12 protein-coding genes are annotated in these 15,334 nt (G+C 60.5%); all 12 read right to left on the bottom strand.

Going from position 1 to position 15,334, the window contains the following annotated elements; genetic code table 11:
- Positions 1-3: 3 nt before the first annotated feature.
- On the bottom strand, positions 4-759 hold the full coding sequence (locus IF199_RS12625; protein WP_192560595.1) for an ABC transporter ATP-binding protein: 756 nt from the start codon (positions 757-759) through the stop codon (positions 4-6).
- Complete coding sequence (locus IF199_RS12630) at positions 753-1,814, bottom strand: FecCD family ABC transporter permease (RefSeq protein WP_096820687.1); 1,062 nt, start codon at positions 1,812-1,814, stop codon at positions 753-755. The genes IF199_RS12625 and IF199_RS12630 overlap by 7 nt, the downstream gene beginning before the upstream one ends.
- The gene (locus IF199_RS12635; protein ID WP_192560596.1) at positions 1,811-2,998 is read right to left on the bottom strand and encodes an ABC transporter substrate-binding protein; all 1,188 of its coding nucleotides are present in this window, start codon (positions 2,996-2,998) and stop codon (positions 1,811-1,813) included. The genes IF199_RS12630 and IF199_RS12635 overlap by 4 nt, the downstream gene beginning before the upstream one ends.
- Before the next feature lie 64 nt (positions 2,999-3,062).
- On the bottom strand, positions 3,063-5,480 hold the full coding sequence (locus IF199_RS12640; RefSeq protein WP_192560597.1) for a TonB-dependent receptor: 2,418 nt from the start codon (positions 5,478-5,480) through the stop codon (positions 3,063-3,065).
- Between the two features lie 93 nt (positions 5,481-5,573).
- Positions 5,574-6,551 (bottom strand): FecR domain-containing protein, encoded by a 978-nt coding sequence (locus tag IF199_RS12645; RefSeq protein ID WP_192560598.1) that lies wholly within the window; start codon positions 6,549-6,551, stop codon positions 5,574-5,576.
- Positions 6,552-7,067 (bottom strand): sigma-70 family RNA polymerase sigma factor, encoded by a 516-nt coding sequence (locus tag IF199_RS12650; RefSeq protein ID WP_192560599.1) that lies wholly within the window; start codon positions 7,065-7,067, stop codon positions 6,552-6,554.
- A gap of 84 nt (positions 7,068-7,151) precedes the next feature.
- Entirely contained in the window at positions 7,152-8,336 is a 1,185-nt protein-coding gene (locus IF199_RS12655) for an aminotransferase class V-fold PLP-dependent enzyme (RefSeq protein WP_192560600.1), read from the bottom strand.
- A gap of 14 nt (positions 8,337-8,350) precedes the next feature.
- Complete coding sequence (locus IF199_RS12660) at positions 8,351-9,595, bottom strand: MFS transporter (RefSeq protein ID WP_192560601.1); 1,245 nt, start codon at positions 9,593-9,595, stop codon at positions 8,351-8,353.
- Positions 9,596-9,608: 13 nt separating this feature from the next.
- Positions 9,609-11,462: an IucA/IucC family protein gene (locus tag IF199_RS12665; protein ID WP_192560602.1), complete on the bottom strand. Its 1,854-nt coding sequence runs from the start codon at positions 11,460-11,462 to the stop codon at positions 9,609-9,611.
- A gap of 45 nt (positions 11,463-11,507) precedes the next feature.
- Positions 11,508-12,656, bottom strand: coding sequence for an NAD/NADP-dependent octopine/nopaline dehydrogenase family protein (locus tag IF199_RS12670; RefSeq protein ID WP_192560603.1), 1,149 nt, complete (start codon positions 12,654-12,656; stop codon positions 11,508-11,510).
- Positions 12,657-12,684: 28 nt separating this feature from the next.
- Entirely contained in the window at positions 12,685-13,728 is a 1,044-nt protein-coding gene (locus IF199_RS12675) for a PLP-dependent cysteine synthase family protein (RefSeq protein ID WP_096820696.1), read from the bottom strand.
- A gap of 14 nt (positions 13,729-13,742) precedes the next feature.
- Positions 13,743-15,137: a Y4yA family PLP-dependent enzyme gene (locus tag IF199_RS12680; RefSeq protein ID WP_192560604.1), complete on the bottom strand. Its 1,395-nt coding sequence runs from the start codon at positions 15,135-15,137 to the stop codon at positions 13,743-13,745.
- Positions 15,138-15,334 lie beyond the last annotated feature (197 nt).

The following is a 15,334-nucleotide window of genomic DNA, read 5'->3' on the forward strand; positions in this document are numbered from 1 at the left end:
CCCTCAAACAATATCGTCGATCAGAATATGGTGCTGCCCGCGGCTGCATTGCTCGATTCGCGCCTCGACCTTGTAAACCGTGCGCAGCATCGGCTCGGTGATGACTTCATGGCTCGGCCCGCTGCCATGGGCCGTGCCGCCGGCAATCACCAGCACCTGATCAGCAAATCGCAGCGCCTGGTTCAAGTCGTGGATGGCGATGAACACGATCACTTCACGGCGGCGCGCCAGGGCTTTCATGAAGTTCAACACCTGAACCTGCCGGTGCATGTCGAGTGCGCTGGTGGGTTCGTCCATCAACAGGATTTCCGGCTCGCGCACCAGGGTCTGGGCGATTGACACCAACTGTTGCTGGCCGCCGCTCAGTTCGCCGAGGTTGCGGAACGACAGTTCGGTGATCCCGAGCGCATCGAGAATCTCGTCCACCAATTGCAATTCATCGTCGTGAACCGACCAGTTGGGCGTCAGTTGCTTGCGCGCCAGCAGCACCGATTCGTACACCGTCAACCGCGCGCTGGCATTCAGGCCTTGGGGCATGTAGCTGATGCCTTGAGTGCCTTTTTTCGAGCCTTCGAGAATCACTTCGCCCGGGCCATCGATCAGCCCGGCCATGCGCTTGAACAACGTCGATTTGCCCGCCGCATTGGGCCCGACCACCGCCACGACCTGGCCGCCGGTAAACGTCGCGGTGCTGACACCGGAAATGATCTCGCGCTGCCCATAGCGGGCGCCGAGGTTGTCGAGCCGGATCTTCACCATGAGTTTTTCTTTCCGTTGAGAATCAGAGAAATGAAGAACGGCACGCCGATCAGTGACGTGACCACGCCAATGGGGAATATCGCTCCCGGAATCAGCGTCTTGCTGACCACCGAACTGGCGGACAGGATCAGCGCACCGGTCAGCAACGAGGCCGGCAGGAAAAACCGCTGATCCTCGCCAATCAGCATCCGCGCAATGTGCGGCCCGACCAGCCCGATAAAACCGATCGTGCCGACGAACGCCACCGGAAACGACGCGAGCAGGCTGACCATGATCAGCGTCTGAAAACGCAGACTGCGCACGTTGATGCCGAAGCTGGCGGCCTTGTCATCGCCCAGACGCAGAGCCGTCATCGCCCACGCGCGTTTGGCGAAGATCGGCAGAGTGATGAGGATCACCACGCAGATCACCCCGAGTTTCGGCCACGTGGCTTTGGTCAGGCTGCCCATGGTCCAGAACACCACGGCCGCCACGGCTTGTTCGGTAGCGAAGAACTGCACCAGCGCCAGCAGCGCATTGAAGGTAAACACCAGGGCGATGCCGAGCAGCACGATGGTCTCGGCCGTCACCCCGCGACGCATGCTCATGAAGTGGATCAACAGCGCCGAGAGCATCGCCATGATGAACGCATTGAGCGGCACCATGTATTGCGCCGCCAGCGGAAACAGCGCCACGCCAAACGCCAGCCCCAGCGCCGCACCGAAACCGGCCGCCGCAGAAATGCCGAGGGTGAAGGGGCTGGCGAGCGGGTTGTTGAGGATGGTCTGCATCTGCGCACCGGCCAGCGACAGCGCCGCGCCGACAGCGACCGCCATCAACGCCACCGGCAGACGGATGTCCCACATCACCACGCGCACTTGTGCCGATGCGGTATCCGGTGAAATCAGCGCGCCAAGCACTTCGCTGAGGCTGTAACGGGCCGGGCCGAGCGCCAGGTCGAGCAGCACGCTGAAGATCAGCAGCACGGACAGCCCAAGCAGAATCAGCCGTTTACGCAGCACCAATCGACGGTAAGTGACACTCTGCACAATCGGTGCTTCGCCCAGCGAACTCATGGTTTGGCCTCGGTTTTTTGCAGGCTGACGAAATAGCCCGGTTCGTAAGGCACTGGCAGAAACCGCTCATGCAACTCGCGAAACGCGGCATCCGGATCAAGATCGGCGAACAGTTCCGGATGGAACCACTTGGCCAATTGCTGAATGGCCACGAACTGGTAAGGGCTGTTGTAGAACTGGTGCCAGATCGCATGAAAGGCTTGAGTGTTCTGCGCCTTGATGCCGGCATAGGCCGGGCGCTGGGTGTACCAGGCCAGTTTGCGCCGGGCTTCGGCCAGGTCCGCGCCCGGGCCGACGCCGACCCAATGACCGCCTGGCGCAAAGGCTTCCCAGTCGGCGCTGGTGACCACGACATGGTCGGGGTTGGCGACGATCACTTGCTCAGGATTCAGTTGCCCGAAGGTGCTCGGAATGATCCGACGAGCGATGTTGTTGCCGCCGGCCATGTCGACGAAAAGACCGAAGTTCTCGTTGCCGAAACTCAGGCAGCAGTCATCGGTGTAGCCGCCTATGCGCTCGATGAACACGCTGGGACGGGCAGGGTGGTGCTTTTCGATGACGTCGGTGACGCGATGGATCTGCTGGTTACGAAAATCGATGAAGGCCTCCGCGCGTTGTTCCTTGCCGAACAACTTGCCGAACAGGCGCATGGTCGGCTCGGTGTTCTGCATGGGGTTGTTGCGAAAGTCGACGTACACCACCGGGATGCCCAGGGCGTCGAGTTTCTCGATGTAGCGTGCATCCTCGGTCGCGTGTTGGGCTTCGATGTTGAGGATGATCACGTCAGGCTTCTGGGAAATCGCCTGTTCGATGTCGAAGGTGCCGCTCTCGAAACCGCCGAAGGTCGGGATCTTGGCAATGTCGGGGAATTTGCGCAGGTAGGCGTTATAAGTGTCCGGGTCCGACTGGATCAGGTCCTTGCGCCAGCCGACGATGCGTTCGATGGGGTTCTGCGTATCCAGCGCGGCCACCAGATACAACTGGCGGCCTTCACCCAGAATGACCCGGCGCACCGGCAAGTGAACCTTGACTGTGCGGCCCTGCAAATCAGTCACGGTGCCCAGGGCCGGATCCGGCTCGGCAGCCTGCGCGCTGCTCGGCATCAAGGAAGACAAGGACAGGCCCAGCAACCCCGCAAACAGCAGGGCGGCGAAGGTCTGGCGGCGGCGAAAAACGTTAACCATGGTGTATGCCTTTGCAAAAGCCGGATCGGACCACGACGCCAGGCGCCGCTCCGGGCCGGACGTTTCAGAAATCGACAGTGGCCGAGAGCAACAGGGTCCGAGGCGCACCTTGAGAGAACGCACCGTAGGAGGCGACGCCCGACCAATATTCGCGGTCGAACACGTTCTGCACGGTGGCCCGGAAAGTGGTCGGTCGTTCGGCAATGCGCGTGGCGTAGCGGGCGCCGACATCGAAGCGGGTCCAGGCGTCCAGTTGTTGGGTGTTGGCCTGATCGACGTATTGGCTGCCGGTGTAAATGGCGCCGCTGGTCAATGTCAGGCCTTCGACTTTCGGGACGTCCCATTCGGCCCAGAGGTTGGCTTGCACCTCGGGAACACCGACCGGTTTGTTGCCACGGTTGGCGGCGACGCCGGTGCGGGTCAGTTCGCCGTCGAGCAGCGTCACGCCACCGAGCAGGCGCGTGCCTGATGCGATCTCGCCGGCCATGTTCAGTTCGACGCCACGGTTGCGTTGTTCGCCATTGACCGCGAACACCCCGGATGCCAATTCGCCGCTGGGCTTTTCAAGTTGAAACAGGGCGATGGTGGACATGAAACGGCCGTAGTCGAGCTTGACCCCGACTTCCTGCTGGCGGGACACATAAGGTGAAAAGATCTCGCCCGCGTTGGAGGCGGCGGACGGCGCGATGTCACCCTTGCTCAGGCCTTCGACGTAGTTGTAGTAGAACGCGACATGGTCCCAGGGCTTGACGACGACCCCGAACAGCGGCGTGGATTTGCTCTTGTCGTAATGTGTGGTGACGAAGCCCGCCGCGTTGTAGTTATCCGATTTGATGTTTTGCTGGCGCACGCCGAGCGTGACTTGAAGGCGTTCGTCGAGTACCGACAGGGTGTCGGCGAGGGCCACGCCCGACAGTTCGCTTTCGGAGACCTTCGGCGTATCGGGTTTGGCTATCGCGGGTTTCGGGCGGTCAATCGGGTGGTAGATGTTCGACAGGATCGCCGGGCCGGAAATAATGCCTCGGGACAAGTTATCGCGGTAACGGGTGACCTGCAGGGCGGTGCTGTGATTGATCGGCCCCGTGTCGAACCGCAGGCGCGCACCGGCATCGACGGTGTAGCGCTGGACTTCGAATTTGTAATAGCCGGGGATCGACGAGGTGTCACCGGCTTCGTTGATGATGGTCGGTGTCTGGTCGGACATGCGCGCGACATCCGATCGGCCTCCGCCAGCATGGGCGAACAGCGTCAGGTTGTCGTTGAGGTCGTATTCGCCACCCAATAACGCCGATTTATCGCGGGTTTCCGACCAGCCCCATTCCTGGCTGACGCTGGTGCGCCCGTTGGCTGCTGAAGGAATCTCCACGCCGGGGGCGATCAGAAACGGTCGGGACGCGGCGTCGAAGCTCTCTTTCTGGTTGATCAGATCCAGTGTGGTGCGCAGGCGGTCGCCCTGATAATCGAGGGAAATCGCGCCGATGCCGACTTCCCGCGATTGTTTGTCGATGGCCGTTTCACCTTGCTGGACGCTGCCATTGATTCGCACCCCGAACCGGCGTTCTTCGCCAAAGCGCCGACTGACATCGACGTGACCGCCGACCTGGGTATTCAAGGCGTAACTGGTGGTAAAGCGGGTCAGGTCTTCGTCCAGCGAACGCTTGGGCACCACGTTGATCACGCCGCCAACACCGCTGTTGGGTGACATGCCGTAGAGCAGGGCGCCGGGGCCTTTGACCAGTTCGATGCGTTCGGCGTATTCGGTGAACACCCGATAATTGGAAGCCACGCCGTACACGCCGTCGAACGCCAGTTCACCGAGGTTGCCTTCGCCGACGGGAAAGCCACGGATGAAGAACGAGTCGACAATCCCTCCGGCCTGGCCCGTGGAACGTACCGAAGAGTCACGCTCCAGCAAGTCGCCGACGGTGACAGCCTGCTGGTCCTTGATCAGCGTCGAGGTGTAGCTGCTGACGCTGAACGGGGTGTCCATCGCGTCGCGGTTGCCCAGCATGCCGAGACGTCCGCCGCGAGCGGCCTGACCACCCGGCAGTACCGACGGCAAGCTGTCGCTGCGCCTGTCGGTGCCTTCGATCGTGGTGTCCGACAACGTGACCCGGCGTACCACCAGCGTCCAGGTGCCGTCGCTGCGGGCGACCATTTCCAGGCCGCTGCCCTCCAGCAGGCGGGTTACCGCTTCCTGTACCGAGTAGCTGCCGGACAATCCCGGGCTGACAAGGCCTTCAGTGATCGAAGGCTGAAACGACAGGGCAATCCCGGCGTCCACGGCAAAACTCGACAGGGTTACGCCAAGCGGCCCAGGCGCGATGTTGTAGGCTCGAACGGTGACCGCGTCCAGTTGCGTCGGTCCGGCGGCCAGAGCGAACGTGCCACCGGCCAGGCCCAGCACGACGCTGAGCAACACACTGCGTAGAACGGGCTTTAGTAGCAGACGATCCGAAGGCAAGGGTCGTGCAACGAGCATGAAGGAGTGACCCTATGGACGAGGTGGAATGGTTGTTCCTTTCATTGCCAGCCGAGATCAAAAAAAGTATCACCTGCGAGGTGATTTTTTTGCTCAGGCGGGTGAGAGCGTCACCCAGTAACCGCTCAAGTGCCCGGAGACGTGCACGGGATAGGTCTGCGCCAGCATGTTCAGCGAACGTTGGGTATCGCTGATGGGAAAGGCCCCGGAAATGCGCAAGTCGGCAATGGCCGGGTCGCAGCGCACGAAACCCCGGCGATAACGCGCCAGTTCGACGACGAAATCCGCCAGGCGCATTTTGTCTGCCATCAGCATGCCCTGGGTCCAAGCGCCGACGTTGCGGTCGGTCGGGTTCAGTGAGCCAAAAGCCTGCGATGAAAAGTCGGTACGCTGCCCGGCGTTGACGATGATCGGCGCGCTCTGGGGGCTGTCGGCCAGCTCGACCTGCACAGCGCCTTCGAGTACCGCGAGTTGGGTGCGCGGCTGCCATTCACGAACGGTGAAGCGCGTGCCCAGCGCCTGCATCCGGCCCTGACGGGTGCTGACCAGAAAGGGCCGAGGCTGCGCGGCGTTGTCCGGCGCGGTCTGCACCAGGATTTCGCCTTCGCGCAGATTGATCAGCCGCTGACGGGTGTCGAACAAGACGTCGATGGCCGTGTCGGTGTTCAGGGTGATTTGCGAGCCATCGGCCAGGGTCAGTTCGCGGCGCTGGCCCACGGCGGTGTGGTAATCGGCGGACCATTGTTGCGATTGCGCCAGTTTCCAGCTGCCCCAACCGGCGGGCACCGCCGCCAACAGCAAGGCCAGTTTGCCCAGGGCTGCGCGGCGTTCCGGGTTGCTCGGGCGATCCAGTGCCGACATCGCCAGCGACGGTGGCAGGCCGCCAAACTTGCTTTGCAGCAACTGCGCGCGGGACCACGCCCGATTGCGTTCGGGGCTGCTGACTTTCCAGTATTCCCATTCCGCGCGCTCGGTCTCGCTGAGGTCGTTTTCACTCAGGCGCATCAGCCACTCGGCGGCTTCTTCGAGGATCTTCGGATCAAGCGGCGGTTCACTGCGACGCGTGAGCATTCATTCCACCAGCATCAGGCACTGCACGAAAGCCTGTTTCATGTAGCGCTTGACGGTGATCAGCGAGACGTCCAGCTGCTCGGCGATGTCGGCGTATTTCAAACCGCCGATCTGCGACAGCAGGAATGCGCGTTTGACCAGCGGCGGCAGGGTGTCGAGCATGGCGTCGATTTCGTGCAGGGTTTCCAGCACCACGAAACGCAACTCGGGTGAGGGCGCTTCCGGCGCAGGCAAATGAGCGAGGGCATCAAGGTAGGCGCGCTCCAGTGCCTTGCGCTGATACCAGTTGATGAGGATGCCCTTCGCCACGCAACTCAGGTATGCCCGGGGCTGCTCGATGGTCGTGACCTGGGAGGCGAGGATCCGGGTGAAGGTATCCTGCGCCAGATCCGCCGCATCCATGGCGTTCCCCAGTTTTTTCTTCAGCGTGTTGTACAGCCAGCCGTGATGACCGCTGTACAGCGCTTCGATCACGCGCAGGTGGTTGTCGTTGTTCGCGGGAAGGGTTTCGCTCATGGCTGCAGTGTTTTGCAATTGAGAAGTATTCCCAATGCTAGTGTACAAAGAGCCCGCGACGCAAGCGCGAATCAGCATCCGTTTTCAGGCGCGGGGCATTCTCAACAACGCGTTTACCATGGCGTCGATTTCGGCCTCGGTGTTGTAGGCGTGCAGCGATGCGCGACTGACTTCCAGCAGGTCCCGTTGCTGCATGTCGAGCATCGTCGAGCGGAAAGTCGAGGTGGTGACGTTGATGCGTTTTTCCTGCTTCGCCAGCCATGCCTGGACTTGCGCTGCACTGGCGGCCTGACAGGTGAATGTGACGATGCCGGACTTGACCGCGCCCCGATCCTGCGGCGTAACACCCGGCACATCGGTCAGGCGATTGCGCAGATGTGCCGACAATCGTTGAATGCGCTGCCACATCGGTTCGATGCCTTGCGCCAGCGCATAACGGGCCGCCGCGCCCATGCCCAGCTTCGCGGCGACGTTGCATTCCCAGTTTTCGAAGCGCCGGGCATCTCCACGAATCCTGAAGGTGTCCGGGGTCAGCAATGAAGCCGCATGCAGGTCGAGAAACGCCGGTTCAAGGTTTTCGCACAAAGTCTTTTCGACGTAGAGAAACCCCATGCCCCGAGGGCCGCGAAGGTATTTGCGGCTGGTGGCGGCGAGCATGTGACAGCCGATTTTCTGCACATCGATCGGCATCTGCCCGACGCCCTGACAGGCATCCAGCAGAAACAGAACCCCGGCGGCGCGGGCGAGGGCGCCGATCTGTTCGATGGGCTGCACCGGGCCGCCGTTGGTGGCGATCACCGGCAGCGACACCAGGGCAACCCGGTCATCGCCGAGCATGTCCCGCAGCGCCGGCAATGACACCTGGCCCTGTTCATCGTTGGGAATGACCCTGATCTCGATCCCGCGCTGCTGCTTGAGTTGCAAATAGGGAATGTAGTTGCCGGCGTATTCGGTGGTCGACGTCAGCACCACATCGCCGGGCCGCAGCGGCAATGAATAGAAGGCCATGTCCCAGGCGCGGGTCGCGTTTTCAATGACCGCGATTTCTCCGGGCAGAGCGTTGATCAGTTGGCCGATGGCGTCGTAGACGTCTTCCACTTCCCGGGCCTGTTGCCCGGCGGCTTCATAGCCGCCGATCCGGGCCTCAAGTTGCAGGTGACGGGTCATCACTTCGATGACCGGATCGGGCATCAGCGCCGCACCGGCATTGTTGAAGTGAATGAGTTGCTCGACACCCGGGGTGTCGGCGCGCAGTTGTTCAATGTTCAAAGCAAACTCCTTGATCAGTCGCCCGGCGGGATCTGGCTCGGTTGCATGACCATGGGCCGGTAGCGCAACGCAACGATGGGAATCAGCGCGAGGATGTAGGCGAGGCAGACAAACAGGTAGGTGTACTGCAAACCGTAGACCTGGCTGAGCAGCCCACCGGCCGAGATGCCGGCGATGGACGCAAACTGTGCGGTGCTCTGGGCAATGCCCAGCACATAGCCCTGGCGTGAGCTGTCGGCGGTTTTGGAGATCAGCGCCATCAGTACCGGCGTCGTGGCGCCCAGCAATACGCCCCAGATGAAGTAGGCGCCGACGAATATGATCGGGTTGCGGGTGACGCCGGCGAGTGCTGTCAGCGCAATGCAGCCGAGGACGACATAAGTGATGCGTTGCAAGGTGTCCTGTTGGGTACGGTGTTCGAAGTAACGCGACCACGCGGTTGCCGACAGAATGAAACCCAGCGCCAGTAAGCCGTAGCACAGCCCGACCACCGAGTTGCTGACCTCGAACACCGAGCTGACATACAGCGAGAACGACGTCTGCGGCAGCATCCGCGCCAGCAGCAAAATGCCCATGACGCCCAGCAGCGACAGCAGGGGCGTGCCTTGCCAGACGCTGGTGTTGTGGCTGACCGGAGCTTCTTTATCGGCAACCGGTGCTTTCTTCACTGGCGGCACGTCCGGCAATGTTACGGCCGCGACCACGGTGCAGATGGCGCACAGCACCGCCGCGATCATGTTGATCCAGAAGAACGTCGCGTAATCGAGGATCAGGCCGCCGACCACCGCGCCGAGCAACGAGCCGACGTTGGTGGAAATCTGCAGGATCGCGAACAGCCGCGCCCGGCGTGAAGGGGCCTCGATACTCACGCCATACGCCTGGGCCGGGGCGATGTAACCGGCGAAGGCGCCTTGCAGGAAGCGCAGGATCAGGATCACCCAGATGTCACTGCACAGGGCCAGCCCAAGCTGGGTCAATGACAGGCCGGCGAGGGCACGGATCATCATCAACTTGTGGCCGTAGCGGTCGCCGATACGGCCCCAGAATGCACTGGTCAGAATAATGCCCAGCATCGGCCCGACGTAGACGGCGATGCTAGCGAAGCTGAAGAGCGAGTCCGAAGACGTTAGCCCACGCAGGTGGACAGGCCAGAACGGCCCGCTCATTTCCATCGCGCCCATCGAAATGAGCTGGATCGCGAACAGAAGATAAATCAGGACTCTTACGCGCGAACCCGCGATGGCACCTGCATGGGTCATGAGTCAGCCTCGGTTATTGAACGACATTGAGCGGGTTGGTCAGCGTGTGCTGAATCCGGTAGTTGGAGTACTGCATCATGTGCATGCGCAACAACGAACGGGTCGGCCACGGATCATTGAGGAAGGCCTTGCGTTCGACTTCCCACAGATCCGGCGCGACACGCTCGCGCACCGCGGCAAAAGCCTGCTCGGTTTCTTCACGCAGAATGTCCCACATCCGATTGTTGTCCAGCGCGTACTCCTTGGTCAGCCACAAGGCCATTTCATGCAGATGCGTGAGGAACGCCGCGTCGAGCACGAACATGCGCACCGGCTCGATATCGCCTTCGAACACCGTTGGCAGAATGCCCGGCTGCACATGCGGTTGCAGGGTGTAGCCGCGTCCTTCCAGCAACGGAGCGTAGGTCCTGCCATCGCCGAAATCGCGGATCAGCAGACTACGTGCTTTGCCATCCGGGGAAAACAGCACCATCGTGTTCTGCTGGTGCGCCTCAAGCCCGATGCCGTACATCAAGTAGATTGCAATCACCGGATGGGTGACCACTTTGGCGTACTGACGGAACCAGTCTTCGACCTGGGCGGCATTGGCCCGAACGCCATCGCGCTCGATCAACTCGGTGAACAATGGCCGGCCGCTGCCCGGCAAGCGAGTGAACAGAGAAGCCACGGTGATCGGCAGACACTCGTCGGTACGCTCGAACGCTTGCTGACTGGCGCGGAACACCACCGACAGGTGACGGCCGGGGTGGTCATCCTGCGTGATCGCGTTCTTGTAGCGCACACCGATTTCTTCCGGGAAGATTTCCAGACGCTGCTCGAAACCATCCTCGACCTCGAGGATCTTCGTGATGACGGTGCTGATGCGCGGGCCCATGTGGATCGACTTGGCCTGCAGGCTGCGCAGCTCGCTGGTCATCCACACGGCAATCGGCAACTTGATCAGTGGCGCGCTCTCCTTGAGTACCGGCATCATCGTGCGGTACGACATGGTCGGCAGGGTCTGGATGTCCGGGCCGTCTATGATGAGGATGCCTTCTGCGATTTCCGCCGCGAAGTTTTTCAGCACGTAAGCCTGCAAATGCCACGCGTGAATCGGCAGTGGCAACCATTGGGATTCGTCGAGGCCCTTGTCGTTCAGCGATGCTTTCCATTGCTCCCATTGCGTCGGGAAATTGCTGGCGAACCAGGTGTGGTAATCGGTCACGTGGGGCATGCTTTCGCTTTTCGCCATGTCGGCCCGCAACGCGGCAATGCGCAGCGGCACCTGGGCGTTGAACTCCGGCGACAGTTGCTCGACTTCTTCATCGCTCAGGCCCGGTCGGGCTTTCCACGTCGGATAATACGGGTGACCTTCCAGCGAGCCCCACTGGTCGAGGAGGATCGCGGCGTCCTTGGTGCTGGCGTGCTGGCGCAGGTAATCGGTCAGGCTGTCGAGGCCCTGTTCCCGGGCGGCGGCAGCCAGTCGTGCGTTCCATTGCTGGCGATGCTGACGTGCGTGGGCGTCGTTCATCAGGCTGTTTTCCATGTCCGACTTGAGCCCGGCGATGCCTTCATCGGTCGGTTCGAAATCGAAGCTGTCGCGCAGCACATCCAACAGGTCCTGATGGGTGTAGATCACCTGGCGCACGCCTTCATCGGTCATCAGGATCACGTCGCCGTCATTGACCACGGTGTCCGCCGGGCCCTTGGCGATGTTGGAAAAGAACACTTGGGAACGGCCGTCTTTCAGCGCGTACGTGGCCTCGTTGCCGGCTGCGGAGAAGCGCAGGCCCGAGCGATCCAGAATGTTTTCGGCAAACAGGCAACGGATCATCCGTCGCAGGGCGTTCTTGCGGGAGTAGGCGATGAGTGTCTTGAAGTCATCCATATCAGCTATCTGCTCGTCGAGAAATTAATGAAGTGTTGAACCCGCTCACGCCGTGCGCGGCCATTGGCTGGGGAAGTAGTCGAGCGCCGAGTCGCGCAGGCCCTGCATGTAGGAAACGCTCCATTGCAGGACTTCTTCGATGTAGGGGACTTTCAGTTCGAAGCGCCGGGCCATTTCCACCAGCAGCACCAGGCCGTAGGCGACGTCTTCATTGAAGGCGCGGCTTTCACGTTCGATCACGTAGCCGGCGCGGTTGTCATCGGCTGGAATCATCGGGGCGAGGATGTCGTTGTAGGCCTGGTTGGTGCGCAGGATCGACAGCATGCTGCTCTGATCGCGGATCTGCTCGCCGTAGGCCTCGACGATTTCCTGCTTGAGGGATTTGACCGACGACAGGTCGATGCCCATGCGCTGGCTGATCACGCTGCACAGTTCCTGACTTTCCTGATCCATGCGTTCGAGGAAATAGGCGCCCAGCTCGGGGCACTCGGTCCACCAGCACATGCGCTGCGGGAAGATCTTGCGGTGCCACTGGCCGTAGGGACCGATCAACCCGTAAATCACCGAGCTGTGCATGATCGGATTGCCCGGTGTCAGGGTGATTTCCAGGTAGTGGTCGAGCATCGTCACGCAGGGGCCATAGAGCGTCGTGAGGATTTCTTCCAGGTGCTGCCGTGATTGCGCTGATTCCCGGTCGTGCAGCGCGACATACAACTGGCTCTTGCCGCCGCCCATCTTCACCGACACGCCCGGCTTCAGATCGAACGCGGTGTGCGGCACATCCTTCATGCCCCAGATCACCACGTTCGAACGTTCGCCCAACGTGGCTTCCGCCAGCCAGTCGAAGCCGCAGAAACCCGGAATGGCGCCGACGTACACCGGTTTGCCCGAACTCAAATGCGGCGCGATGGCTTGCAGGGTTTGTGGTCGGGCATGGGCCGGAACCGTGATGATCACGATGTCGGCGTCGGCCACCACGACACTGGCATCGGTGCTGACCTGATCCGGCCGGGCGCTCAGTGTCGAGCCGTCCGGCATCAGCGCCTGCATCGGCAGGTTGGCGAGGTGCCGGTCGACCACCTCCTTGTTGTTGGTGAGCATCGAGACCTGAACATTGGGCAGCTGTTTAAACAGGATGGCATTCAGGTGCCCGGTCCGGCCTGCGCCGCAGATGGCGACTTTCAGCGGTTTCATACAGAGACTTTCCTGTGTGGGAGACGCGTCAGGCGACGCTCAATTGCAGGGGAGTGGCGTCGGATTCCAGCCAGCGGGTCTTGCCCAGCCAGCGATCCAGTTGCGGTGCGACGCCCGGGTCCAGCAGGTCCCGTTCTTCCAGCCAGTTGTCGTCGAATACGGTGTGCAGGTATTTCTCGCCGCCGTCGGCAATCGGCACCACGACGTTGCCGGTCAACGTGCCTTTGTGAATCAGCTCCAGCGCCTTGAAAATCGCGCCACCAGTCGAGCCGCCGACCAACAGAGCCAGATTGCGCGCGATGTAGCGGGCGGTTTCGAAGGCCTGTGAATCGGTGACTTGCAAGCCCAGGTCGATGCAGCTGTAGTCGAGCACCAGGCCGACGGTGTCACCGGCCGGGGTGCCGGTGCCGGACTGGTAATACGGATAGCCGGGATGACCGAAGACGATGGAACCGGCCGGCTCGACGGCCACTGTCACGATATCCGGGTTGTGCAGTTTCAGACCGCGGGCGATGCCGGTCATCGAGCCGCCAGTGCCGACGCAACCGACGTACGCGCCGATGTGGCCACCGGCCTGGGCAATGGTTTCACGGACGAAATCGCTGTAGCCGCCGGCGTTGGCAGCGTTGTCCGACTGGTTCATGAACACCGCGCCGGGGATCTGCGAGGCGAGTTCGGCGGCCAGCCGTTGACGCTCGACCACGGCCACTTCGTCTTCCCGGTAAGTGCCGGCGACAAAACGGATTTCGGCCCCCAGTGCCTTCATCACTGCGATCTTGTCCTGCGCCGCATGGTGATCGACCACGGCAATGAAATGCAGGTCGAACTCAACGGCTGCCATGGCCAGGCCGATGCCGGTATTGCCGGAAGACGATTCAACGACCACGCCACCGGGTTTCAACTTTCCGGACTTGAGCGCCGCCAATACCATGTTTCGCGCCATACGGTCTTTAATACTGCCGCCGGGGTTGTTCTTCTCTATCTTGAGCAAAAGTCGGGCGTTGGTATCCGGAACATCAATGCCCAACATTGGTGTATTGCCAATAAGATCCGAAACTTTATTCAGTATCATCTGGACGTCTTCCTTTAATAGTCAGGTGTGAATGCGTAGTTACCTTCCGTACAACATGTCGCCATCAGTCGCCGTGGCAGCGGGTGGCGATGGAATTCGTTTTCCAGCAAGTCCATCTGATAACCGGCGGTGTTGGCGTAGATCAATAAGTCGCCGGCTTGTGGTGGTGTATCGAAGTTGATCAGGCGATGAGTGATCACGTCATCATCGAGACAACTATGCCCGGCGATGTGGGCTTGCATTGGAGCAAGTTTCGACTCTTTCGAAGTGATCAATATTGGATCGACAAGGTATTCAGATGAGAACCATGTTTCGCACGCGCTGAAACTGCTACCTTCGGCGAAGATCACAACTTTGTTGTCGGTCAGTTGTTTTGTGCGGGTTACGCGAAAGACGGTGATGGCGGCCTGGTCAACCAGACTTCGGCCAGGCTCCAGTGCCAGTTTTATATTCTGAGTTTTCAAGTAGCTCGCAATGGTTTTTCCCGGGGAGTGATCTGACTCCAGAAATAACTCCAGCCACTGGCAAGCCGTCAGACTGCTGCCATAAGGGTAATAAGAGTCGGGCACTCGACGATTCTGATAATGACCAGGATTGTTGTCGTTCTGCAAAAAGCTGTTGTAGTCCTGCGGGTCTACATACCGCATCGGCAGGCCACCACCGATATCGATCATGACCGGGTCGAGGCCCATTTCCCTTGCCGCATCGATGAAGCCGGTGACTTCACGGAAAGCCTGTACCCGGGTTTCGTAACCGTAACCGCCGAGGTGGAAATGGAAACCTTCGAAGTGGAACGACTCACGTTGTTCGATCAGGTATTGCAGGCACTGAAACAAATCATCCGCACCCATTCCGAATCGGCTCGCCGGGCAACTTGTCGGCCTGTAACGCAGCAGGATCCGGGCTTTGGCCGGTGGTTGCGAAGTGTCGAGCAATGCTTTGAGATGGCTGAACTCTTCCAGTGAGTCCACACAAATCAGCGATCCGCCTTGCACCAGTGCGTTATGAAACGCTGCCGTTTTGGCCGGCCCGGTCGCACACAGATGTTCCGCCGGGGTTCCGGCGCGCAGTGCCGCTTGCAGCTCAAAGAGGCTCGACACGTCGGTGCCGATGCCCGACGCCGATGCCGCAGCCAGCAGGCATTGTGACTTGTTGGCTTTGGCACCGTAGAAAATCGCGTAGTCGACGTCGTGTCGTTTCAACACCGATTGCAGCGCTTGAGCATTGGCTTCAAACGCATGCGGCCACACCAGGTTCAGTGGGGATCCGTGTTGTTTAACAAGTTCGGCAAGTGCTTTCGGAGAATGTTTAAGAAAGTTATCGATAACAGGATCAAGTAACGGTTTCAGCACTTTTGGGTATTGGGTTTCGATTGTTTTTTTAACTGTCGGCGCAATTAATTCAGGCATAGAAAACCTCTGGCGTCGATAATCGCCATGTGCAGGTCGACAACTAATGTTTGTCGAGTCGTGTGTTCTTGCTGCTCGTCAGATACGAGTGTTTAAAGAGGTGGAGGCGGATGACAGATCCGCTCCGCAAATGAACTCGGGGTATTTTCTTTCATAAAATTTTCACAAAACTGTTTCATGAGAACCCCACTCCTTAA

The sequence above is a fragment of the Pseudomonas allokribbensis genome, assembly GCF_014863605.1.
GTDB lineage: Bacteria > Pseudomonadota > Gammaproteobacteria > Pseudomonadales > Pseudomonadaceae > Aquipseudomonas > Aquipseudomonas allokribbensis.